This is a genomic window from Stutzerimonas stutzeri (assembly GCF_009789555.1).
Classification (GTDB): domain Bacteria; phylum Pseudomonadota; class Gammaproteobacteria; order Pseudomonadales; family Pseudomonadaceae; genus Stutzerimonas; species Stutzerimonas stutzeri_R.
On record NZ_CP046902.1, the window covers coordinates 2521040 to 2543889 of the forward strand.

Consider the following 22850-nt stretch of genomic DNA (forward strand, 5'->3'; position numbering starts at 1 on the left):
TTGTACGTTTCAGAAGGCGTGGCCGAACACGTTCGGCCCTACGGATGGCGGTGGGCTGGAAGGTTTGAGGGGACATGCCTGCTTCGTAGGGCCGAATTCATTCGGCTATGGGCTATCCGGAAACAGCGATTGATGAGTGACGACACACCGTGATCACTGCCCCAGCAGATCGTTCATCGCGATGATCTGTTCGGCCACCTGGATCAACTTCTGCTGGCGGCTCATGGCCTGGCGGCGCATCAGGGTGTAGGCGTCTTCCTCATTGCAGTTGCGCATCTTCATCAGCATGCCCTTGGCCAGTTCGATACGCTTGCGTTCGACCAGTTGCTGGTCCCGTGCCTGCAGTTGCGCGCGGATCGCCTGGTCGCTTTCGAAGCGGGCCATGGCCACATCGAGGATCGGTTTGAGGCGTTGGGCCTGTATGCCTTCGACGATATAGGCGCTGACACCCGCGCGGATCGCCTGACGCATGGCGTCGGGATTGTCGTCATCGGTAAACATGACGATGGGTCGCGGCTGGTCGCGGCTGACCAGTACCACTTGTTCCATCACATCTCGGCCAGGGGAGTCGGTGTCGATCAATACCACGTCGGGACGAATCGCTTCGACCCGTTCGGGCAGGTCGATGGTCAGGCCGGATTCTTCGATCACTTCGAAGCCAGCCTCGACCAGGGCGGTGCGAAGGCGACCCACCTTGCGTGGCGTGTCGTCGATCAGGAGGACGCGAAGCATGGCTGTCTCCCTCAGCAAGGCAAGGACTGCACGGCGGAGTCCGCCAGGGCGTGCAGGGCAAAACTGCGGGCGTATCCGGCCGGATCGCTGCCATCCCAACGGCTGCCATCCATCAGTTCGGCGCTGCGCATGAGGGTATCCGGCAACGAGATGTTCAGCGCCCTTGCGGCGTCGCGAAACAGGCTGGTCTGCTGCACGCTGCGGGCAACGCCAAGGTAATCAGGGTCCTCTCGCAGCAGGCCCCAGCGGCGCAGCTGAGTCATGAACCAGAGGCCGTCGGAATGGTAGGGCATGTTCACCTCACCGTTACCGAAGAAGCGCAGCGGGTGTCTGTCGAGCCAGGCGTGCCCAAGGCCGTCTTCATATTGCCCCAGGAAGCGTGGCTCGATGGCCGACACCGGCGCGTCGACGTAGGCGCTGCCGGCGATCAGCTGTGCGGTGCTGCGTCGGTTCTCCTGGTTTTCATCGATGAAGCGGCTGGCCTCGAGTACGGCCATGACCAGCGCACGCGCGGTGTTGGGATTCTCTTCGACGAAGGCGCGGGTGCAGCCCAGCACCTTTTCCGGATGGTCGGGCCAGATCGACTGGCTGGTGGCCAGGGTGAAGCCCGTGTTTTCCCGAATCGCCTGGGCACCCCAGGGCTCACCGGCGCAGAAGCCATCGATTCGCCCTGCTTGCAGGTGCGCCACCATTTGCGAGGGCGGCACCACGAGGGTGCGCACGTCCTCAAGTGGATGAATGCCGTTGGCGGCCAGCCAGTAGTAGAGCCAGAGCGCATGCGTGCCGGTAGGAAAGGTCTGCGCCAGGGTGAGTTTTGCACCGCTCTGGCGCACGCAGCTTCGAAGCGCCTCCGAATCGGTCACTCCGGCGCCCTTGAGTGTGCTCGACAGGCTGATGCTCTGGCCGTTCTGCGCCAGGCCCATGAGCACCGCCATGTCCACTGCCGCGCTGCCGCCGATGCCCAGGTGTACGGCATAGATCAGTCCGTACAGGCCATGGGCTGCGTCCAGCTCACCCTCGATGAGCTTGTCGCGCACGTTGGACCAGGAGGTCTGCCTCTGGAGATTGAGTGTCAGGCCATAGGGTTGGGCGAAGCCCTGGGTGGCGGCGACGATCAGCGAGGCCGCATCTGTCAGGGCCATGAATCCGAGATTGACGACGCGCTTTTCCGGTGCATCGCTGCCTGCTACCCAGGCCAGTGGATCGGGTCGTAAGGGGGGATTGGAATGGGTCATGCTGACGGAACCTTTGCCATGCGGGGCGCGCGTGCTGTCGCAGGTGGCTGCTGGCGCGCAGGGGAATCATGCCCCGTGACGAAGCAAGCCACATGCCAAAGCAGGGCGCTGCCCCGGCCCGCCTGAATCTGGACACCGGGCTGTGCGATAAGTCCGCTCGCGGCGATCATGCCGGCGGGCGTAACGCGGTATCCGCGCTGCGATCAGCGGGGGTACAGCGGCGGCAAGGTGCCTGTGTCCTGCACGGCGGCTGCCGGTTGGGCCGTTGGCAGGTTCTGGATGGCCTGCCACAGCGCCTCACCTTGCCAGCGCTGGCCGGTCTCGCTGTAGAGCGCACCATTCAGGCCATCGAGCGCGTCCGACAGCGGGACGAATCGCGCGGCCATGTCCGCCAGCGTTTCGGGTTGCTGGCGTGCCCAGGCATCGAGTGCATGGCGAGTCGCCAGGGTGTCGTTGGCCAGGCAAGCCCGTTTGAGATCGTCGAGCAGGCTGCGCGGGGTAGGGCCGCTTTGAACCGTGCGGATCACCGCAGGCTGGCTACGGGCGCGCAGCCACAGGCCGAAGCCAAGCAGGGTGGTCAGGGCGAGGACGGCGCTGCTCAGTTGCCAAGGCCACAGCGATGGCGTCGGCGATTGCTGCTGGGGTGCATCGATGTCGGCCGGCGCGGGTTGTTCAAGCGCGGGGTTGGCAGCGACCTGAAGTGTTCGCTCGGGCAGCGTGCTTCGCTCCAGCCGGTCTTCAACCGTGTTCCACCAGACCAGCTCGACGGACGGCAGCAGGAATTCGCCGGCTCGTGTCGCCACCAGGGCTTCTCGCTGTTCGCGGCTGCCGCTGATCCCGGTTTCGGTGACCGCGTCGTTCAGCGTGGGTTGATCAGGGTATCGGCGCAGGCCCGGCACGACGGTCGATTCGACCGGCGGCAACTGGGCGCTGGACAGCCCCTCGGCCTTGACCAGCAGGCTGCGTGTCAGGGCTTCACCCAATTGAGCATCCTGCGGCTGCGGGCTCCAGGCTTCGACCAGGGTGACACGGGTCGCCGGTAACCAGGGCGCATCGGCCGGATAGTCGGCCGGCTTGGGTTTGACCTGCAGCGGGATTTCCGGCGATTTGACCTGGGTGGACTTGCCGAAGCGAGAGCCATAGTAGTCGCCGTTGGCCGCAACCGTCGTTGCGCTGAACAGTTGCGCCGGAATGCTCAGCGAACCGCTTTTCTGCGGAAACAGCGCATAGCGGACTTCAATCACGCCGTGGCGAATGCCATTGATGTCCTTTTCGTAGGTGCGCGGTTCGCCGAGCCGCTCGACCAGCGCGTCGCTCATCTGCAAGGGCGACAGCGTACTGTCGTCGTAGAGCGAGACCGAGTGGAAGATGCGTAGCGTCAATACCACCTGCGCTTGTACATAAACGGTTTCCTGGTCGAGGCTGGAGTCGATGAATATCGGCGCAAGCGTGTCGCCGCCCCCGGTGCTGGGTTCGGTGACATTCAGCGTGATGGGCTCGCTGCGCCATTCGCCCAGTTGCAGCGGCGGGATGACCACGTAGCCGGTCTGTCGGGGCTGAAGCGTGACCAGCCAGCGTGTCACGGCGCGCGCCTCGCCGTTGCTTGCCGAGAGCTGGTTGACCTGGCGGGAGCCGAATATCTTGAAGAGGTTGTCGAGCGGCTGCAGATCGGGTTTGCCGAACGCCGCCGAGTCGCCGGTCTCGAGCGTCAGTTCGACCGTCTCGTCCAGGCTCAGCTGCGTGCGGTCGACCCGTGCGGTGAGTGTCGCCGCACCGGCCTGAAAGCCGAGCAGAAGCAGAAATACCAGTGTCGTCAACCGCGTCATCGATTCGTTTCCTGGCGCTTGCGTTGTTCGTAGAGAAACTTGCGGCGTAGCAACTCGCCGGGATCGTCGGGAACCTTGCGCAGCCATTGCTGCATGGCCTGGTCCTGCTCAGGATCGATGTCTTCCTGGGGCTGCGCAGGTGGCTCGCCGGTCTCGCTCCGTTGGTTCGATTCAGGCGTCTGGGCCGCGTTCGCGCCTGCATTCGGGTTGCGGCTACTTGCCTCGTCCTGCTCGGGCGCCTCGGTTGCATCGCCTTGGGCGGCGGGCGAGCCATTCGTCGCGGACTGCTCGGGCTGATCAGCGTCGGACGGCGCGTCCTGGGACGGTGAGTCGCTGGAGGGCGGGTCCTGCCGCGCCTGCTGCTGGCGTTGGCGCAGCATATCTTCGACGATCGCCTTGTTGCGGCGGGCCGGCTCAAGCTCCGGGTCCATTTCCAGCGCCTGGTCATAGGCTTCGATTGCAGCCTCAAGCGCCTCGTTGCGGGCCAACGCATTACCGCGATTGTAATGGTCAACGGCGGTATCGCCCTGGGCGAATCGCTCGGCGGCGCCGGCAAAATCACCCGCCTGGTAGCGGGCATAGCCTTGCCAGCGGGGATCGTCGAAGCGCTCGGCCGCCTCGGCGGGTCGCTGGGACTCCAGCAGCCGCATGCCTTGCTGGTCCGGCCGCAGCCAGAGATCCTGTATGCCTGACGCGCTGGCAGGTTGCGGCATGACGATGAGCAGCGGCAGGCAGAACAGCCAGCCGCGGCGGCCGGCGCAGGCTGCCATTAGCAGCAGCGGCAGCAACAGCCAGTAGCCCTGGTCCAGCCAGGTGTCGAGTCGGGTAGCGTCATCGCGGGGCAGAAGCGCGCCGCTGCGCTCCAGCAAACCGAGGGCACGCAGATCGGCATCGTCGATGCGGGCATGCTGATAGCGTCCGCCGACGTCGGTTGCGAAACGGCGCATCGCACCCTCGTCCAGCCGCGGGATCAGGATCGCGCCCGTATCGTCCTTCAGAAAACTGCCGTCTTGCGTGGCGATGGGAGCACCTTGCGCCGTGCCGACGCCCAGTATCAGCAATGGCTGATCGTTCTCATCGAGCAGCGTGCGGATCGCGGCGCGCTCCGGTTCGTCCAGGCTGCTGCCGATCAACAGCAGCCGGCCGCGCCCATTGGCGCCTCGTGCGAGCAGCTCGATGCCATGGGCCACGGCCAGGTCCGCGCGGTGGCCGGGGGCAGGCATCAGGTCCGGTTGGAGCGCGTCCAGCAGGTTCTGGGTCGTGGCGATGTCGTTGGAAAGCGGCACCAGGGTGTGTGCGCTGCCGGCAAAGGCCACCACCGCGGTCTGGGCGTCCTGGCGCGTCTGCAGCAGGTCGAGGATCTTGCGCTTGGCCTGCTCGATACGCGTGGGATGCACGTCGGCTGCGAGCATGGCTGGCGTGGTGTCGAGCAATATCACCAACGGATCGGCGCGTGACGCGCTGGGTTGTTCGGCGTGCTGCCAGCTTGGTCCGAGCAGCGCCAGGCAGGCCAGTAGCCAGGCTGCACCGAGCAGCAGCCACGGGCGTCTGCTGTTGCGCAGCCTGCCGCGGGTCAGCAGCGCGGCGTGGAAGGCTTCGGGTAACAGGCGCTGCCAGCGGCCGATCTGCCGCTGACGGTGCCAGAGTCGCCATAGCAGCCAGATCGGTAGCGGCACGATCAACAGCCAGAAAGGCCTGAGCAGGTGCGGAAGCCATTCGATCACGGCCGTTCCCCACGCCAGACGAGGCGTTGCAGCGCGGGACGCCACAGGCTGTTTGCCACCAGCAGCAGGCTGATCAGTAGCGCGGCCGACAGTGGCCAGGCGTAGAGGGCATCGGCGACCCGCGCTTGCGTAGGCTGCTGCGCGGCCGGCTCGAGTTGATCGAGCGTGTCGCTGATGCTCTCCAGCTCGCCGCTCGATCGCGCGCGGAAGTATCGACCGCCGGTTTGCTCGGCGATGGCCCGCAGGGTCGGTTCGTCCAGTTCGGCACCTGCGAAGCCGAAACGCTGAAGCACGCCGCTGGCCTGTGATTCGGAGCCGATGCCAATGGTATGGATGGTTATCTCTTGCTCCGCAGCCAGGCGAGCGGCCACCAGCGGCTCGATCTCGCCGCCGTTGTTGGCGCCATCGGTCACCAGCACCAGGACTCTGCTTTGTGCCGGACGTTCGCGCAGTCGCTTGACCGCCAGCCCGATGGCGTCACCGATGGCCGTGTTGCCGCCGGCGATGCCGATGGCAGCCTCGTCGAGCCAGGTGCGTACCGTCTGCCGATCGAAGGTCAGCGGTGCCTGCAGGTAGGCCTTGCTGCCGAAAAGGATCAGCCCGACCCGGTCGCCGCGCCGTTCGATGATGAAATCGCCGAGCAGGTGCTTGACCAGCTCCAGGCGACTGACTTCCTCTCCCTGCCATTGCATGTCCGGGTAATCCATGGAGCCTGAAACGTCCACCGCCAGGAGCAGGTCGCGCCCGCTGGTGGGCAGTGGCAGGGGTTCGCCGAGCCACTGCGGTCGGGCGGCGGCAAACAGCAGGAGCAACCAGACCAGCAGGTATGGGAGCTGCTGACGCCACGCGGGCAGGGTGACCGCCGCGCGGCGACCGGCCAGCGATTCCAGCTCGCCGATGAAGCTGACCTTCAATGCGGCATCGCCGCTGTCCGCCGCTGGGAGCAACCAACGCAGCACCCAGGGCAGCGGCAGCAGCAGGAACACCCATGGCCAGGCCAGCTCAAACATGTTTGCGTATCCAGATTTGCACGGCCTGTTCAAGACCCTGGATGGCTTGATCGTCCAGCCGGCATTCGGCACGGTAGACGCCCTCGACCAGAACCATCCAGCGCGTCAGGCCCGCAGCCGGGCAGCGATTATCGAGAAAGGCCAGCCAGGCACGGCCGCTGAGCGTATGCGGATGATGGTCCGGATAGCGGGTGCGGCACAGGCGCTTGAGCAATGCGTTGAGCTGCTGCAGCCACTGGTTCGCCGGCTGCCCCCCATAAGGCTTGCTCAACTGGGCGAGTTCGTCGAGGGCAACCTGTCGTTGAGGGTCAATGGCCGCTTCGGTTGGCACCTCCTCGCGCAGACGGTGCTGCCAGGGCCGCAAACGCAGCAACACGATGATCGCGAGCACCAGCGCGGCCAGGAACCACCAGCCGGGAGCCGGCGGCCACGCGCTGATCGCCTCGGGCGCGATCAAGGGTTCGAGCTGGTCGAGCGAACTCATCGGTGCGCTCCGCTGGGTTGCACGCTGAGGTGTTCGCGCAATTGTTCGATAAGGTCACGCTGTGTATCCAGCGGCATCAACGGCAACCGCAGACGGTCGGCCAGGCGCCGCCACCGAGCGGTGCGGGCATCGGCCTGGCTGCGGTAAGCCTGGCGTATGGCCGGATCGTGGCTGTCGAGTTCCAGCCGCGCGCCGAACTGGGCGAAGCGCAACAGGCCGGCGGCAGGCAAGGCATGGTCGAGCGGATCGAAGACCGGCACCAGCAACAGGTCGACGTGGCGGGCCAGAAGCGTCAGTTGTTGTTCGGCTGAATCGCCCAGCGCGCGTTCGTCACAGATGATCACCGCCAGGCTGCCGGGACGCAGGACTTCGCGAGCGCGTCTCAAGGCGAGGCCGAAGGCATCTGGATCGGTGTCCTGATCGGTGTTCAGTCCGGCATTGGCGCGGGTCAGGCGGTCGAGCAGCTGCAACAGGCTCTGCTTGCTGCGCCTGGGTTTGATTTCGTGCTGCTCGCCATGGCCGAAGACCAGCCCGCCGACCCGGTCGTTGTGGCTCAGCGCGGCCCAGCCGATCAGGCTGGCTGCCTGCGCGGCGAGCACGGATTTGAAGACCAGGCCGCTGCCGAAGAACAACCGCGTGCTTTGCTCCACCAGAATGTAGATGGGTCGCTCGCGTTCCTCATGGAACAGTTTGGTGTGCGGCTCCTGGGTGCGGGCCGTGACGCGCCAGTCGATGGTACGAACGTCGTCGCCTGCCTGGTAAATGCGCACCTGGTCGAAATCCACCCCGCGCCCGCGGAGCTTGGAGTGATGCAGACCGACCAGTGGGCTGCGACGGTGCGGGGTAGAAAACAGCGGGACTTCACGAACCCGGTGACGCATGTCGATCAGCTCGGCCAGGCTCACGCGGATCCCCGCGCCCGGAGAAGGCGACTCATGGCCGCCGGCCGATGGCAGGGGTTGCATCAGGCCACCGCTACCACATCGAGAATTCGTTGCAGTACCCGATCCTGATCGATGCCGGCGGCTTCGGCCTCGAACGACAGGATCAGCCGGTGGCGCAGCACATCGAACAGCATGGCCTGAATGTCTTCCGGGCTGACGAAATCGCGCCCCGCCAGCCAGGCGTGGGCGCGCGCGCAACGATCCAGCGAGATCGAGCCGCGGGGGCTGGCGCCGTAGGCGATCCAGCCCGCCAGTTCGGCGTCAAACTTGGCGGGTGTACGGGTCGCCATCACCAGCTGGACCAGGTATTCCTCGACCGCATCGGCCATGTACAGGCCGAGGATTTCCTTGCGCGCGGCGAAGATCGCCTGCTGCGAGACACGATGATCGGGCGGGGTTTCGCCATGAATGGCCTCGCCGCGGGCCTGCTGAAGAATGCGTCGCTCCACCGAGGCATCTGGAAATCCAAGCTTGACGTGCAACAGGAAACGGTCGAGTTGCGCCTCGGGCAATGGATAGGTGCCTTCCTGCTCGATGGGGTTCTGCGTGGCCATCACCAGAAACAGCGGCGACAGGTCGTAGGTACTGCGGCCGACGCTGACCTGACGTTCGGCCATGGCTTCGAGCAACGCCGACTGGACCTTTGCCGGGGCGCGGTTGATCTCGTCGGCCAGCACCAGGTTGTGGAAGATGGGGCCTTGCTGAAAAACGAAGCTGCCTGTTTCCGGGCGATAGATCTCCGTCCCGGTGATGTCGGCGGGCAACAGGTCAGGGGTGAACTGGATGCGATGGAACTCGGCCTCCAGGCCTCCCGCCAACTCCTTGATCGCGCGGGTCTTGGCGAGACCCGGAGCGCCTTCGACGAGAAGGTGGCCATCTGCCAGTAATGCGATCAACAGCCGCTCGATCAGCCGTTCCTGGCCAAGAATCTGGGTTGAAAGAAACTGTCGCAACGCGACGAGTGCTTCACGGTGGTCCATCGCTGGGCTCTTCTGCTGGGGCGTGTCAGGGCGGTCGCTCGACGGTCACGACTTTAATTCATTTGCCGAGCGACAGGCTATGCGCCGCTCGGCAACTTCGTCATGCAAGAGGGCCGCAGAGGGGCTCGCATTATCGTCACGTCGACCGATTAAATGTGACGGCGTAGCCGCCCGCGACGCCAGAACAGGGTAGGTTCGCGTTAGCGCAGTCCCTGCCTTGTGGACTAACGTGGAACTTACACGTTGCGTTGCCAGTCAGGTGCCGCGACTGCCCAAGTCGAATTTCCAGCCAGAATGGAGCGAAAAAATGGCGTTCTTTACAGCTGCCAACAAAGCCGACTTTCAGCAACAACTGCAAGTGGCGTTGGCGCAGCATGTCGACGAGAAACTCCTGCCACAAGTGGGACTTTTCGCCGAGCAGTTCTTCGGGATTGTCGCGCTACCGGAGCTTACCGAGCGGCGCATGACCGACCTTGTCGGCTCCACCCTGGCCAGTTGGCGTCTGTTGGAACGTTTCGATCCGGGCCATCCGGAGGTACATGTATTCAACCCTGACTACGAGAAGCATGGCTGGCAGTCGACCCATAGCGTGGTCGAGGTGCTGCATCCGGATATGCCGTTCCTGGTCGACTCCGTGCGGATGGAGCTGACCCGCCGTGGTTATGCGATTCATACCTTGCAGAACAGCGTGCTGCAGGTCCGTCGGGACGCCGATGGCGGCCTGCTCGAATTGCTGCCCAAGGGCCGCTCCGGCGAAGGCAGCGAGGCCGAGTCGCTGATATTCGTCGAGATCGATCGCTGTGCCAGCGCCGCAGCCTTGCGCGAACTGGAGCAGTCGCTTCACGGGGTCCTGGCTGAAGTGCGCCTGGCGGTGAGCGACTTCCCGGCGATGAAGGCCAAGGCCGAAGAACATCATGCCCGGCTGAGCACCCTCCAGCCGGCGAGCGATGCCCAACTGGCCGAAAGCATGGATTTCATGCGCTGGCTGGCCGATGACCATTTCACTTTCCTGGGCTATGAGGAATTCACGGTCATCGATCAGGGCGACGGTGGCCGCATCATTTATGACGAGTCGTCCTTACTGGGCTTGTCGCGCATCCTGCGCACGGGACTGCAGGAAGACGATCAACTGATCATGCCGCCGGCGCTGGCCTATCTGCGTGAGCCGCTGTTGCTGTCGTTCGCCAAGGCGGCGACGCCGAGCCGGGTGCACCGGCCGGCCTATCCGGATTTCGTTTCCATCCGTGAATTCGACGAGCAGGGCCGGGTCGTCCGCGAGTGCCGCTTCCTTGGCCTGTTCACCTCATCGGTCTATACCCAGAGCGTGCGTCGGATCCCCTACATCCGCAGCAAAGTCGCGGAAGTGGTGAAGCGCTCGCAGTTCGATGACTCGGCGCATCTGGCCAAGGAGCTGATCCAGGTGCTCGAAGTGCTGCCGCGCGACGAGCTGTTCCAGATGACGCTCGACCAGCTGTTCAATACCGCCATCGCCATCGTGCAGATTCAAGAGCGAAACAAGCTGCGGCTGTTCCTGCGTATCGATCCTTACGGGCGGTTCTGCTACTGCCTGGCCTATGTGCCTCGCGACAGTTATTCGACCGAGACCCGTTTGCGCATCCAACAGGTGCTGATGGATCGCCTGGGGGCCAGCGGCTGCGAGTTCTCCACGTACTTTTCCGAGTCCGTGCTGATCCGCGTGCAGTTCCTCCTGCGCCTGGATCCGAACAAGCAGGTGCAGTTCGATCCGCTGCAGTTGGAGAACGAGGTGGTGCAGGCCTGCCGGACCTGGCAGGACGACTACACGAGTGTTGTCATCGAGCGTTTCGGCGAGGGGCAGGGCACCGGCATTCTGGCCGATTTTCCGAAGGGCTTTCCGGCGGGTTATCGCGAGCGCTTCGCACCGCATTCAGCTGCGGTGGACATGCAACATGTACTCAGCCTGAGCGAAGAGCGCCCGCTGGTGATGAGCTTCTACCAGCCGATCACGGCGGCGGAAAATCGTCTGCACTGCAAGCTTTACCACGTCAATACACCGCTGCCGCTATCGGACATGCTGCCGATCCTTGAGAACCTCGGGCTACGCGTGCTCGGCGAGTTCCCTTTCTATCTGCGGCGCAAGGACGGTCGCGAATACTGGATCCATGACTTCGCGTTCACCTACGCCGAAGGGCTCGAGATCGACCTGATGGAGATCAACGAGCCACTGCAGGATGCCTTCATCGCGATTCACAATGGCCAGGCGGAAAACGACGCCTTCAACCGGCTGGTCCTGACGGCAGGGCTGACGTGGCGTGAGGTGGCCTTGCTGCGGGCCTACGGTCGCTATCTCAAGCAGATCCGCATGGGCTTCGATCTGGGCTACATTGCCAGCGCGCTGCTCAACCACACCGATATCGCGCGCGAGCTGGTGCGTCTGTTCAAGATGCGCTTCTACCTGGCGCGCAAGCTCGGCGAGGACGACCTGGCCGACAAGCAGGCGAGGCTCGAACAGGCCATCATCACCGCGCTCGACGACGTCGCGGTGCTCAACGAAGACCGGATCCTGAGGCGCTACCTGGCCTTGATCAAGGCCACGTTGCGCACCAACTTCTACCAGACCGATGCCAACGGCAAACCGAAAAGCTACTTCAGCTTCAAGCTCGAGCCGCGCGCCATCCCGGAGATGCCCCGGCCGGCGCCGAAGTTCGAGATATTCGTCTACTCGCCACGTGTCGAGGGGGTGCATCTGCGCGGCGGCAAGGTGGCCCGCGGCGGCTTGCGATGGTCCGACCGCGAGGAAGATTACCGGACCGAGGTGCTGGGTCTGGTCAAGGCGCAGCAGGTGAAGAACGCGATTATCGTGCCCGGCGGCGCCAAAGGCGGTTTCGTGCCGCGCCGGCTGCCCACCAACGGCTCGCGCGACGAGATACTGGCCGAAGGGATCGCCTGCTATCGGATATTCATCAGCGGCCTGCTGGATATCACCGACAACCTCAAGGACGGCGCTGTCGTCCCGCCGACCAATGTGCTGCGCTACGACGAAGACGATCCTTACCTCGTGGTCGCGGCGGACAAGGGCACGGCAACGTTCTCCGACATCGCCAACGGCATCGCGGCCGAGTATGACTTCTGGCTGGGCGACGCCTTCGCATCGGGTGGTTCGGCCGGTTACGACCACAAGAAGATGGGCATCACCGCCAAGGGCGCCTGGGTGTCCGTTCAGCGCCACTTCCGCGAACGTGGCATCGATGTGCAGCGCGACAATGTCAGCGTGATCGGTATCGGCGACATGGCCGGCGACGTGTTCGGCAACGGCCTGCTGATGTCCGAAACGCTGCAACTGGTCGCCGCGTTCAATCATCTGCACATTTTCATCGATCCGACGCCGGATGCCGCACGCAGCTTCATCGAGCGCAAACGCCTCTTCGATCTGCCGCGCTCGTCCTGGACCGATTACGATCCTTCGCTGATTTCCGAGGGCGGCGGCGTGTTCCCGCGCTCGGCCAAGCGCATTGCAATCACTGCGCAGATGAAGGCGCGGTTCGAGATCGAGGCCGATCATCTGACGCCGGCCGAGCTGATCCACGCGTTGCTCAAGGCTCCTGTCGACCTGCTCTGGAACGGTGGGATCGGCACCTACGTGAAGAGCACCGCCGAGAGCCACGCCGACGTTGGCGACAAGGCCAACGACATGCTGCGGGTCAACGGCAACGAGTTGCGGGCCAAGGTCATCGGCGAGGGCGGCAACCTGGGCATTACCCAGCTGGGACGCGTCGAATACTGCCTTCACGGCGGCGCGGCGAACACGGACTTCATCGACAACGCGGGTGGGGTGAACTGCTCCGACCACGAGGTCAACATCAAGATTCTGCTCAACGAGATCGTCAGCGCGGGCGACATGACCAGCAAGCAGCGCGACCAGCTATTGTTCGACATGACCGACGCGGTCGCCGAACTGGTGCTGCACGACAACTATAAGCAGACGCAGGCGCTGTCGCAGGCGGAGCGTCGCGCCCGGGAGGGCGGCGGCGAATACAAGCGGCTGATCGGCGCCCTGGAGGCCGACGGGCTGCTGGACCGTGCGCTGGAGTTCTTGCCCAGTGACGAAGCCCTGGCCGACCGCGCGAACCTCGGCAAAGGACTGACGCGCGCCGAACTGTCCGTGCTGATTTCCTACAGCAAGATCGACCTGAAGGAGGCGCTGTTGCAATCGCGTGTGCCGGATGACGCCTATCTTGCGCGCGAAATGGAAAGCGCCTTCCCGCAACTGCTGGCCGAGCAGTATCGCCCGGCGATGCTGCAGCACCGGCTCAAGCGGGAGATCGTCAGCACCCAGATCGCCAACGACCTGATCAACAACATGGGCATCACGTTCGTCCAGCGGCTCAGGGAGGCCACGGGTCTGAGCGCTGCGAATGTCGCCGGCGCCTATGTGATCGTGCGCGACATCTTCCATCTGCCGCACTGGTTCCGTCAGATCGAGGCGCTCGATTACAAGGTGCCGGCCGATCTGCAACTCACCCTGATGGAGGAACTCATGCGGCTGGGCCGCCGCGCGACCCGCTGGTTCCTGCGCAATCGTCGCAACGAGCTGGATGCGGCGCGCGACGTCGGGCATTTCGGCCCACGCGTCGCGGCGCTCGGCCTGAAACTCGACGCCTTGTTGCAAGGCGGTACGCGGGAGCTCTGGCAGGCTCGTTACGAGCGTTACACCGAGGCCGGCGTCCCTGAGTTGCTGGCGCGTATGGTCGCGGGTACCAACCACCTGTACACGTTGCTGCCTATCCTGGAGGCTGCCGACGAAACCGATCAGCCGCCGGCGGACGTGGCCGCGGCCTATTTCGCCGTCGGTGGTGCGCTGGAATTGCCCTGGTATCTGCAGCAGATCACCGGGCTTCCGGTCGAGAACAACTGGCAGGCGCTGGCACGGGAAAGCTTCCGCGATGATCTCGACAGCCAGCAGCGGGCCATTACGGTCTCGGTGCTGCAGATGAGCGATGCGCCTGAGCCGCTCGATGCTCGGGTACAGCTCTGGCTGGAGCAGAGGGCGTATCAGGTCGAGCGCTGGCGCCGGATGCTGGTCGAGCTGCGCGGTGCCAGCAGCGTCGACTATGCGATGTATGCGGTCGCCGGGCGTGAGCTGCAGGATCTGGCCCAGGACAGCGCGCGCCGCTGACCCCGGTTCGATCACCGGTTCTTCCTGGTGATCGAGCGCTGACAACGAAACGCCGGTGCATTGCACCGGCGTTTGCGTTCAGGGGTGGCGCTTAGCGTGCCGTGACGAGCCGCCAGCCTGGGGCGGCGTGCTGAGCCGGCGAACCGGTCAGTCCATCTGTCCCGGACAGTTGCCGAGCCGGAAGCGGGTGATCTGTGGCAGGTCGCGCAGATAGCGAACCATGTCGGGTGCGCCGGCGAGCTTGAGCCCTTCGCCCAGCGCATTGGCTGCTGGCTGACGCTTGTCCAGCAGCAGCAACTCGGAGTTATTGGCATTGCGCAGAAGCGTCAAGCGGGCATAAGGGATCTTTGCGTCGAGCAGCAAACCCATGAAATGCCGATCGCTCCAGGCTTGCGCCGGCATGGTGACGGCGTGGTACTCGTTGTTCAGCGCGTGCAATCCACTCGTATCGAGCCGGTAGTCGGTCAGCTCGCATGGCAGGTTCACCTCCAATCCGCGCAGCCGCGCATAGGCGATGGCGCATGCAAAGGCTTCGGCATGGTGTTCGCCCGACCAGTAGATTCGTTCGCCCAGCCAACTGGCCTGACGAAGCTCGATCGGCGCCTGGGCCTGGAAATCGGGCAGGGCGGCGGTAATGGTGCGCAGGAAATCCTTGTAGCTGATCACGCGGAGCTGGCGGCAGGCGGGTGTGGCGGCAAAGGCTTCGAACGTTGGGTAGGTTGCCCCATCGGCGCTCTGCCCGCCGAGGCCATCGATCTGGCGCAGGTCAATCACCGGATGCGTGCTTTGTTCGCGGCGCACAAGCCGCGTCAAGGCGGCACGGGCGCGGGCCTTGTCCTCCTGGATCGGCCCTGACAGGGCGCTTCTCGGGAGATCGACGAATCGCTGCAGGCACGGGCCGTCGTTCCAGAAGATGCTCGGCGCGGGCTCGGTGAGCGGGGCGAAGGGCAGCCGTAGCTGGCTGGCGTGTTCGAGGATCTGGCGCGGCGATTGGCCGGTCAGTCCAAGGCGTTTGGCGAATTTGACGATTCGGGAGGTCACGGGCATCCTCGGCTCGAGCAAGTTCATCATTGTGGATGAACGCGCAGGACGGTGGAAGTGTGACGGTGCCGACTGCCCTGCGCGCGGCGGGTCCCGGGGGTTCGTTCGTCGATAGGGATTTCAGGCAGCCGTGGTGTGCCACCGGCGGTGCACCGATATGGCAAAATCGCTGTGCTGATCACTGAGGAGCCTCCATGCCAAGCCTCGTGCTGGATATCGCGCTGCCAGCGGAAAAACTGCTGGCCGTTTATCAAGGGCGCGCCAATCGTATCCTGATCAAAAGCCGGGAAGGAAGGCGCGTCAGCTTGCCGGCACATCATCTGCGACCCTTTCTGACAACCTCAGGCGTCTTTGGTTCATTCGAGATCGAATTTTCATCCGAAGGGAAACTGCTTCGCTTGCGCCCGCTGGGTTGAGGCGCAAGCGCCGCGTTGTCCAACACACGGGCTGCCGACGCCCTGCGCCGGGGCCGGATAAACGCTTGTGAGCGTCAGGTTGCAGGGGCTTGGACGGCCCCCTCCTGCTATACTCCCGCGCCACACTTTCCAGGATTTAGGCTGCGTATGTATAACCTGGCCCGCCAGTTGCTGTTCAAATTCACCCCCGAAACCGCTCATGAACTATCGCTCGATCTGATCGGCGCGGGTGGCCGCCTGGGGCTCAACGCCATGCTGAACAAGGCGCCTGCAAGCTTGCCGGTGCGGGTCATGGGGCTCGAATTTCCCAACCCGGTCGGGCTGGCTGCCGGGCTGGACAAGAACGGCGAGGCGATCTGCGGCATGTCCCAGCTGGGTTTCGGCTTCGTCGAGGTGGGTACCGTGACGCCAAGGCCGCAGCCCGGCAATCCGAAACCGCGCATTTTCCGCCTGCCTGAAGCCGAAGCCATCATCAACCGCATGGGATTCAACAACCACGGCGTCGATGCCCTGCTGGAGAGGGTCGATGCGGCTCGCTACAAGGGCATCCTGGGCATCAACATCGGCAAGAATTTCACTACGCCGGTCGAGCGCGCCCAGGACGACTACCTGTGGTGCCTGGACAAGATCTATCACCAGGCCAGCTACGTGACCGTGAACGTCAGCTCTCCGAACACACCGGGGCTGCGCAGCCTGCAGTTCGGTGACTCGCTCAAGCAACTGCTCGATGCACTGGGCCAGCGCCGTGAAGACCTCGAAGTGCTGCACGGCAAACGCGTGCCGCTGGCCATCAAGATCGCGCCGGACATGAGCGACGAGGAAACCGTACTGGTTGCCGACGCCGTGTTTCAGACCGGGATGGACGCGATCATCGCGACCAATACCACGCTCGGTCGTGAAGGCGTGGCAGGGCTCGCCCATGCCGACGAGGCGGGAGGGCTTTCGGGGGCTCCGGTGCGTGAAAAGAGTACCCACACCGTCCGGGTGCTGGCCGACACACTGGCCGGCCGTCTGCCGATCATCGCGGTCGGAGGCATTACGGAAGGGCGGCATGCGGCTGAAAAGATCGAGGCCGGCGCAAGCCTGGTGCAGCTGTACACAGGCTTTATCTACAAGGGACCGGCGCTGATCCGCGAGGCCGTGGATGCCATCGCCGCGTTGCACGCTCGCAAGGAAGTGAATCGCTGATCGGTTTGCCCGGTGGGGCTCCCTGAGGGAGCCCCGGGCTTCAAGCCCGCCGCCCGGGTGGGGCGTGCCAGTTGAAGTCGGTGTGATCGTGTCAGCCGACTGCGTGGAGTTCGTTCAATCGATGAAGGCCGGCGGCGCCGGTCAGACCGTCCCAGTTGTCGCCGCGACCCTCCCGCCAGCCGTTAATCCAGGCTTGGCGAACTTCAGGATGAGAAAAGGGACAGAGGTCGCGAGATTTACCGTGTATGCCATGCTGATAACCGCGAAGAAATGCTCGTTCCATCGGATCACGCTTGAGTCTTCTCATTGGGTATTGCCCTCAGTGGTTGACTGGTGTTCCTGTTGACTTGACCTCATGGCGAGGTCGGCAGATAGACTGCCAGCGAAGCCCGCTGCCGGCGTGGCGGGCGCCTACCGAACATCGTTGCGATGCCGGACTGACTCGAGTTCTAACCCAAATGGTTCCAATGCGGGAATGATCGTTTTGTAATAAGCAAGTCATCAAACCGTAGCAGTGCCCATAAGCCACGCGAGGCGTACGTCTCGAGGTGGCGGCCAGCGCGCTGTTGCAGCTGCCTGTCGACGAATGCCGTCGCAACCGCTCACCTATCGAAACGACCTCCGGAGTGGCCATCCAACCGGACCGTACAATTTCTGGACATGCCATGACTGATCGCCACGAACTTATCCTCACCTGCCCCAAGGGGCTGGAAGGCCTGCTGCTTGAAGAAGCCATCGGACTCGGGCTGGAGGAGGCGCGTGAGCAGACCGCCGCCATCCGAGGTTTCGCAGCCATGGAGGTCGCGTATCGATTGTGCCTGTGGTCGCGCCTGGCGAACCGGGTGCTGCTGGTGATCGATCGTTTCGCCACCGTCAACGCCGAAACGCTCTATGACGGTGTCCACCGCATCGACTGGTCGGAGCATCTGGAAGCGTCCGGCAGCCTGGCGGTCGAGTTCAGCGGCCACGGTTCGGGAATCGACAACACTCACTTCGGCGCGCTGAAGGTCAAGGATGCGATCGTCGACCGGCTGCGCACCGCTAGCGGCGAGCGACCCAGCATCGATAAGCTGAACCCGGATCTGCGCGTCCACCTGCGTCTGGATCGCGGTCAGGCCGTTCTTTCACTGGATCTTTCAGGACACAGCCTGCACCAACGCGGGTACCGTCTGCAGCAGGGCGCCGCGCCGCTGAAGGAAAACCTGGCGGCCGCCGTTTTGATTAGAGCGGGCTGGCCACGTATTGCCGCGACCGGCGGCGCGCTGACCGACCCGATGTGTGGTGTCGGCACCTTTCTCATCGAAGGCGCCATGATGGCCGCTGACATCGCGCCCAATCTACGCCGTGAACGCTGGGGTTTCAGCGCCTGGCTGGGTCATGTTCCGGCGATCTGGAACCGTCTGCATGCCGAAGCACAGGCACGCGCCGAAGCGGGGCTGACCCAGAGGCCGCTGTGGATACGCGGCTACGAGGCGGACCCACGGCTGATCCAGCCCGCCAGAAACAACATCGAGCGCGCCGGTCTGGCGGACTGGATTCGCGTGTATCAGGGCGACGTGGCGACCTTCGAGCCTCGCCCCGACCAGAATCAGAAGGGCTTGGTGATCTGCAACCCGCCCTACGGCGAGCGGCTGGGTGATGAAGCGAGTCTGGTTTACCTCTACCAGAACCTCGGCGAACGGCTGCGACAGGCCTGCCTCGGCTGGGAGGCGGCGGTGCTCACGTCGGCGCCCGATCTTGGCAAGCGCATGGGTATCCGCAGCCACAAGCAGTACGCCTTCTGGAATGGCGCGCTGCCGTGCAAGCTGCTGCTGGTCAAGGTCGAGCTGGATCAGTTCGTCACCGGCCAGCGCAAGGCCTCGGTTGAGGGTACGGCCGAGGAGCAGCCTGCCGCGGAACGTGCGCGTCTCAGCGAAGGCGGCCAGATGTTCGCCAACCGGCTGCAAAAGAATCTGAAACAGCTCGGCAAGTGGGCCCGCAGGGAGGGCGTGCAGTGCTACCGGCTATACGACGCCGATATGCCTGAGTACGCGTTGGCCATCGATCTGTACGGTGACTGGGTGCACGTTCAGGAGTATGCGCCGCCACGCTCGATCGATCCCGAAAAGGCCCAGGCGCGCCTGTACGATGCGCTGGGTGCGATCCCGCAGGCGCTGGGCGTTTCCCGTGACCGCGTGGTCGTCAAGCGCCGCGAGCGCCAGAGCCGGACGCGTCAGTATGAACGGCAGGCCAGCCAGGGCGCTTTTCTCGAGGTGGCGGAAGGCGAGGTCAAGTTGCTGGTCAATCTCACCGATTACCTCGACACCGGGCTGTTTCTCGACCACCGGCCCATGCGGCTGCGTATTGCCCGCGAAGCGGCGGGCAAGCGCTTTCTGAACCTGTACTGCTACACCGCGACGGCGACCGTACACGCCGCCAAGGGCGGCGCGCGCAGCACCACCAGCGTCGACTTGTCGAAAACCTACCTGGATTGGGCACGGCGCAATCTGGCGCTCAACGGCCTGTCAGAGCGGCAGCGTCTGGAGCAGGCGGATGTGATGACTTGGCTGCAGGAGGATCGAGGCGAGTACGACCTGATCTTCATCGACCCCCCGACGTTCTCCAACTCCAAGCGAATGGAAGGCGTCTTCGATGTGCAGCGTGATCACCTGGGCCTGCTCGATCTGGCCATGGCGCGGCTGGCGCCCGGCGGCACGCTGTACTTTTCCAATAACTTCCGCAAGTTCGTGCTCGACCCCAGCATCGCCGAGCGCTACGCCGTGGAAGAAATCACCGGCGCGACGCTGGATGAGGACTTTCGCCGTAATAGCAAGATCCATCGAGCCTGGAAACTACAGGCCCGCTGACCCGGCTGCGGCTGCGGCTACGGCTTGCGGCGACCGGGCCGGTCCGGTTGGCCCATCGCCCCTGGCGTGCTGAATCCGAAACCCGCGCCGATCGCGTCCGGCGATCGGCGTGCAGGGCCTAGCGTTGCGCGGTGCTTTCGTTGGCCGGGCGGTTATAGAGGCTGACCAGCACCTGGTCCAGTACCGCGGAGGCGCCCCACGGACGCGGATGGTTGAGTATCGCGACCACCGCCCAGGTATTGCCATCGTTGTCCCGGCTATAACCGGCAATGGCCCGCACCGTGTTCAAGGTCCCGGTCTTGATGTGGGCCTTGCCGGCAACGCCTGTGTTTCGCAGACGCTTGCGCATGGTGCCGTCTATCGCTGCCAGCGGCATCGAGGAGATGAATTCCGCCGCGTATGGGCTTTGCCAGGCCGCTTGCAGCAGGCTGGCCAGTTCGCGAGCACTGACGCGCTCGGCGCGCGACAGGCCCGAACCGTTTTCGATGACCAGATGCGGGGAGATCAAGCCCTTCTTCGCCAACCATTGACGGATCACCCGTTGCGCGGCCATGGAGTCGTCGGCATCGGCCTCGTTGCGGAACTCGGCGCCAAGGCTCAGGAACAACTGCCGCGCCATGGTGTTGTTGCTGTACTTGTTGATGTCGCGAATGATCTCCACCAGGTCCGGCGAATAGGCGCGCGCGATCATGCGTGCATCCTTGGGCACTTGCGCGACGCGGTCCTCGCCCAGGATGCTGCCACCCAATTCCTTCCAGATGGCTCGGACGGCGCCGGCGGCGTATCGCTGATGGTCGAGCAGGGAGAGGTAGGTCTGGCCGCTGCATCCGGCCGCCAGCTTGCCGGTCACGACGACAGTCACACCGTCGGCGTCCTCGATCGGGTTGTAGCGGATATCGGGCCATCCGGGGCACTTGGCCTTGGGCAGCGCCTGGATGCGATTGTCGATGCGAACCGTGGCAATCGGCGGCTCGACGATGACGTTGACCTTGCCATCGTCGTTGCGAGCGATGAACCGAAGCGCCTTGAGATTCACCAGCAAGGAGTCGGGCCCGACCAGGAAGGGCTTGTTCTTGTCATTGCCGTCATCATCGAATATCGGCAGCGAAGGTTGTACGAAGTGGCTGCGGTCGAGCACCAGGTCGCCGGTCACGGTCTGCACGCCATTGGCGCGCAGGTCGCGCAGTAACAACCAGAGCTTCTCCATATTGAGCTTCGGGTCACCACCGCCCTTGAGGTAGAGGTTGCCGTTGAGGGTGCCGTTCTCGACAGGGCCATCGGCATGGAATTCGGTTTTCCATTGATGGTTGGGCCCCAGCAGCTCCAGCGCTGCGTAGGTCGTGACCAGCTTCATGGTCGAGGCGGGGTTCACGGACACGTCGGCATTCACGAAAGTCGGCGAAGCGTTGCCGTTGAGCGGCAGCATGACGACCGACAATGCGCTGCTTTCTATTTTGTTCGCCTTGAGCGCCTGTGCCACACGGGGCGGCAAGGTCTGGTTGACCGTTTCGGCGAAGGCTGCGAATGCAAGTGGGAGGGTCAGCGTAGCAATGGCGACACGGCCCAGGAATCGGTTGAAGGCACTGCTCCGATGGACTGAAGCAGACAGAATAGAGATCGACGACATGAAAAGTTCCCTACAGCGTTCAGGGAAAAATGGCGGGCCCATTATGCCCAGGTCAGAGAAGTGACGTGCTTCTCATCCGACAAGCGTAGCCGGCCACCCCCGATCGCTGCAAAAAAGAATTCCGCCTGGTTGGCGGATGCTGCCTGTAATCGCACAAGCGCGGCGTTGCTGTTAGAGTGCGCGCCGTCATCATGTTAGAAAAAGGACCGATTCAATGGCTACCAATCGCTCGCGCCGCTTGCGCAAGAAACTCTGTGTCGACGAATTCCAGGAATTGGGCTTCGAAGTCAATCTGACCTACCGTGACGGCCTCGAGGCCAAGGCGGTGGACGACTTCCTGGAGGCGTTCCTGAACGAGGCCATCGAAGCCAACGGCCTGGGCTACATCGGTGGCGAGGATTACGGTTTCGTGTGCCTGGCCAGCCGTGGCTCGGTCAATGAAGAGCAGCGCGGCCAGGTCGAAGCCTGGTTGAAGGGCCGCAACGAACTCGCGGAATTCAACGTAAGCCCGTTGATGGACGTCTGGTATCCGGAAAACGAGATCAACGTCAAGGCGTGATCGAGTCTTTGCTGTCCTGATCGGTTGCGGTTGTTTGTCCGGATCTGCGCAACGCAATCCGGGCAACCAGCCGACGCGACATATACATGAGTAACGTAACGCTCAGCGCCACGCCGACGCCTATGGCGGCATTGATCAGGCGGACTTGCGGCAATTCCCAGTCTTGCGCCAGGGTTTCGGCCAGCAATACGAAGCTCAGCGTCGTCTGCAGGACGAACAGCCCGTAGTGATGCGCCTGGAACGCCCGGCTCAGCATCACCAGCGGCAGCATGATCATGACCATCATCGGCGGGTCGGCCAGGCTGTGACCCATGTAGATGAGCACCGCTGCGGCACAGAAAATACCGATACTCGCTTGTAGGGCACGAACCAGGCCCCGTTGAAGATCCATCTGCAAGGTAGTGAATACCGCCAGCGTCAGCCAGTACCCCCTCGGAAGTTCGGTAAGGGTCACGATCAGGCCACCGGCAGCGGCGGCGAGAACGTAAGTCAGTGCATGCAGGCGCCATTGCCGGATCGGCGTACGCCGCGCACGACGACGCAACACTTTCATCAAGCTGAACAGCCGAGGCATGTACGGCCACATGCGTAAGCCATGCATGCCGCGTAATCCGAAGGCCAACAAGGTGACCCACAGACCGCCCAGGGCGAACAGGGCGGCAATCGCCTGAGGATTGTTGAAATCACCGATCCCGTGTTGTCCCTGGCCAAGGCACAGGCAGATCGCCAGGCCGATCCCGAGCTTGCCGGCCTCGCTGCCATAGCGTTGCAGCCAGGCCAATAGCAGGCCATAGAAGGCAAACAGGCCCAGGCTGACCAGCGGATGAGTCGCTGACCAGAAGCCGAGCCCGGCGCTACCCGCGCCGAGGCCGATCAGTAACAGCATCCGCAGCATGCCGAGGCGGTGCAGCGGGTTCGCCTTGGCGGCCTGGAAGGCGCCGACTGTGGCCCATAGAAACCCAGGATGGCCACTGAACAACCCGAGCAGCAGAGGCAATGCACAGCCGAGGCCGGCAACCGCTGCGGCGCCCCAGGCGGGGCGGCCAGGCTGCCAGCCGACCATTTTCCACAGCGGCTTCTTCA

17 protein-coding genes are annotated in these 22850 nt (G+C 63.9%); 5 read left to right on the forward strand and 12 right to left on the reverse strand.

What is annotated here, in order from left to right:
- Window positions 1–153: 153 nt before the first annotated feature.
- The 8 genes from GQA94_RS11720 to GQA94_RS11755 form a co-directional block, all read right to left on the reverse strand.
- Complete coding sequence (locus GQA94_RS11720; protein WP_158188193.1) at window positions 154–732, reverse strand: ANTAR domain-containing response regulator; 579 nt, start codon at window positions 730–732, stop codon at window positions 154–156.
- An 11-nt stretch (window positions 733–743) separates the two neighbouring features.
- Window positions 744–1967, reverse strand: coding sequence for a CmpA/NrtA family ABC transporter substrate-binding protein (locus tag GQA94_RS11725; RefSeq protein WP_158188194.1), 1224 nt, complete (start codon window positions 1965–1967; stop codon window positions 744–746).
- A gap of 203 nt (window positions 1968–2170) precedes the next feature.
- A complete protein-coding gene (locus GQA94_RS11730; protein ID WP_158188195.1) occupies window positions 2171–3793 on the reverse strand; it encodes a BatD family protein in 1623 nt (540 codons plus the stop codon).
- The gene (locus GQA94_RS11735; RefSeq protein WP_158188196.1) at window positions 3790–5517 is read right to left on the reverse strand and encodes a VWA domain-containing protein; all 1728 of its coding nucleotides are present in this window, start codon (window positions 5515–5517) and stop codon (window positions 3790–3792) included. The genes GQA94_RS11730 and GQA94_RS11735 overlap by 4 nt, the downstream gene beginning before the upstream one ends.
- On the reverse strand, window positions 5514–6527 hold the full coding sequence (locus tag GQA94_RS11740) for a vWA domain-containing protein (RefSeq protein WP_158188197.1): 1014 nt from the start codon (window positions 6525–6527) through the stop codon (window positions 5514–5516). Before GQA94_RS11740 ends, GQA94_RS11735 begins: the two co-directional genes overlap by 4 nt.
- Window positions 6520–7011 (reverse strand): DUF4381 domain-containing protein, encoded by a 492-nt coding sequence (locus tag GQA94_RS11745; RefSeq protein WP_158188198.1) that lies wholly within the window; start codon window positions 7009–7011, stop codon window positions 6520–6522. Before GQA94_RS11745 ends, GQA94_RS11740 begins: the two co-directional genes overlap by 8 nt.
- A complete protein-coding gene (locus GQA94_RS11750; protein WP_158188199.1) occupies window positions 7008–7976 on the reverse strand; it encodes a DUF58 domain-containing protein in 969 nt (322 codons plus the stop codon). Before GQA94_RS11750 ends, GQA94_RS11745 begins: the two co-directional genes overlap by 4 nt.
- Window positions 7976–8935, reverse strand: coding sequence for an AAA family ATPase (locus tag GQA94_RS11755; RefSeq protein ID WP_158188200.1), 960 nt, complete (start codon window positions 8933–8935; stop codon window positions 7976–7978). The genes GQA94_RS11750 and GQA94_RS11755 overlap by 1 nt, the downstream gene beginning before the upstream one ends.
- A 307-nt stretch (window positions 8936–9242) precedes the next feature.
- On the opposite strand from GQA94_RS11755, the gene GQA94_RS11760 reads away from it, so the two are divergent.
- Window positions 9243–14090, forward strand: a complete 4848-nt coding sequence (locus GQA94_RS11760; protein WP_158188201.1) for an NAD-glutamate dehydrogenase — start codon at window positions 9243–9245, stop codon at window positions 14088–14090.
- A 147-nt stretch (window positions 14091–14237) separates the two neighbouring features.
- Here the strand turns inward: GQA94_RS11760 and GQA94_RS11765 are convergent, their stop codons facing one another.
- Window positions 14238–15161 carry a DUF6685 family protein gene (locus GQA94_RS11765; RefSeq protein ID WP_158188202.1) on the reverse strand — a complete coding sequence of 308 codons (924 nt, stop codon included), beginning with the start codon at window positions 15159–15161 and terminating at the stop codon, window positions 14238–14240.
- Window positions 15162–15325: 164 nt separating this feature from the next.
- Here GQA94_RS11765 and GQA94_RS11770 point away from each other — a divergent pair, with 164 nt between their 5' ends.
- A complete protein-coding gene (locus GQA94_RS11770; RefSeq protein WP_158188203.1) occupies window positions 15326–15547 on the forward strand; it encodes a DUF2835 domain-containing protein in 222 nt (73 codons plus the stop codon).
- A gap of 147 nt (window positions 15548–15694) precedes the next feature.
- Window positions 15695–16735, forward strand: a complete 1041-nt coding sequence (locus tag GQA94_RS11775; protein WP_158188204.1) for a quinone-dependent dihydroorotate dehydrogenase — start codon at window positions 15695–15697, stop codon at window positions 16733–16735.
- A 91-nt stretch (window positions 16736–16826) separates the two neighbouring features.
- On the opposite strand, the gene rmf is transcribed toward GQA94_RS11775, so the two are convergent.
- On the reverse strand, window positions 16827–17042 hold the full coding sequence (gene rmf / locus GQA94_RS11780) for a ribosome modulation factor (RefSeq protein WP_021207445.1): 216 nt from the start codon (window positions 17040–17042) through the stop codon (window positions 16827–16829).
- Window positions 17043–17400: 358 nt separating this feature from the next.
- Between rmf and rlmKL the strand changes: the two genes are divergently transcribed.
- Window positions 17401–19581, forward strand: a complete 2181-nt coding sequence (rlmKL, locus tag GQA94_RS11785; protein WP_158188205.1) for a bifunctional 23S rRNA (guanine(2069)-N(7))-methyltransferase RlmK/23S rRNA (guanine(2445)-N(2))-methyltransferase RlmL — start codon at window positions 17401–17403, stop codon at window positions 19579–19581.
- A 118-nt stretch (window positions 19582–19699) separates the two neighbouring features.
- On the opposite strand, the gene dacB is transcribed toward rlmKL, so the two are convergent.
- Window positions 19700–21208 carry a D-alanyl-D-alanine carboxypeptidase/D-alanyl-D-alanine endopeptidase gene (gene dacB, locus GQA94_RS11790; RefSeq protein WP_158188206.1) on the reverse strand — a complete coding sequence of 503 codons (1509 nt, stop codon included), beginning with the start codon at window positions 21206–21208 and terminating at the stop codon, window positions 19700–19702.
- A gap of 214 nt (window positions 21209–21422) precedes the next feature.
- Between dacB and GQA94_RS11795 the strand changes: the two genes are divergently transcribed.
- Window positions 21423–21767: a YggL family protein gene (locus GQA94_RS11795; protein ID WP_158188207.1), complete on the forward strand. Its 345-nt coding sequence runs from the start codon at window positions 21423–21425 to the stop codon at window positions 21765–21767.
- Here the strand turns inward: GQA94_RS11795 and GQA94_RS11800 are convergent.
- Entirely contained in the window at window positions 21757–22830 is a 1074-nt protein-coding gene (locus GQA94_RS11800) for an FUSC family protein (RefSeq protein WP_423835437.1), read from the reverse strand. The genes GQA94_RS11795 and GQA94_RS11800 overlap by 11 nt on opposite strands.
- Window positions 22831–22850 lie beyond the last annotated feature (20 nt).

Excerpts from the sequence above, each read along its gene's own strand:
- GQA94_RS11720 (WP_158188193.1), bottom strand. The coding sequence starts at position 732 with ATGCTTCGCGTCCTCCTGATCGACGACACGCCACGCAAGGTGGGTCGC.
- GQA94_RS11725 (WP_158188194.1), bottom strand. The coding sequence starts at position 1,967 with ATGACCCATTCCAATCCCCCCTTACGACCCGATCCACTGGCCTGGGTA.
- GQA94_RS11730 (WP_158188195.1), bottom strand. The coding sequence starts at position 3,793 with ATGACGCGGTTGACGACACTGGTATTTCTGCTTCTGCTCGGCTTTCAG.
- GQA94_RS11740 (WP_158188197.1), bottom strand. The coding sequence starts at position 6,527 with ATGTTTGAGCTGGCCTGGCCATGGGTGTTCCTGCTGCTGCCGCTGCCC.
- GQA94_RS11745 (WP_158188198.1), bottom strand. The coding sequence starts at position 7,011 with ATGAGTTCGCTCGACCAGCTCGAACCCTTGATCGCGCCCGAGGCGATC.
- GQA94_RS11750 (WP_158188199.1), bottom strand. The coding sequence starts at position 7,976 with ATGCAACCCCTGCCATCGGCCGGCGGCCATGAGTCGCCTTCTCCGGGC.
- GQA94_RS11755 (WP_158188200.1), bottom strand. The coding sequence starts at position 8,935 with ATGGACCACCGTGAAGCACTCGTCGCGTTGCGACAGTTTCTTTCAACC.
- GQA94_RS11760 (WP_158188201.1), top strand. The coding sequence starts at position 9,243 with ATGGCGTTCTTTACAGCTGCCAACAAAGCCGACTTTCAGCAACAACTG.
- GQA94_RS11765 (WP_158188202.1), bottom strand. The coding sequence starts at position 15,161 with ATGATGAACTTGCTCGAGCCGAGGATGCCCGTGACCTCCCGAATCGTC.
- GQA94_RS11770 (WP_158188203.1), top strand. The coding sequence starts at position 15,326 with ATGCCAAGCCTCGTGCTGGATATCGCGCTGCCAGCGGAAAAACTGCTG.
- GQA94_RS11775 (WP_158188204.1), top strand. The coding sequence starts at position 15,695 with ATGTATAACCTGGCCCGCCAGTTGCTGTTCAAATTCACCCCCGAAACC.
- rmf (WP_021207445.1), bottom strand. The coding sequence starts at position 17,042 with ATGAGAAGACTCAAGCGTGATCCGATGGAACGAGCATTTCTTCGCGGT.
- rlmKL (WP_158188205.1), top strand. The coding sequence starts at position 17,401 with ATGACTGATCGCCACGAACTTATCCTCACCTGCCCCAAGGGGCTGGAA.
- dacB (WP_158188206.1), bottom strand. The coding sequence starts at position 21,208 with ATGTCGTCGATCTCTATTCTGTCTGCTTCAGTCCATCGGAGCAGTGCC.
- GQA94_RS11795 (WP_158188207.1), top strand. The coding sequence starts at position 21,423 with ATGGCTACCAATCGCTCGCGCCGCTTGCGCAAGAAACTCTGTGTCGAC.
- GQA94_RS11800 (WP_423835437.1), bottom strand. The coding sequence starts at position 22,830 with ATGGTCGGCTGGCAGCCTGGCCGCCCCGCCTGGGGCGCCGCAGCGGTT.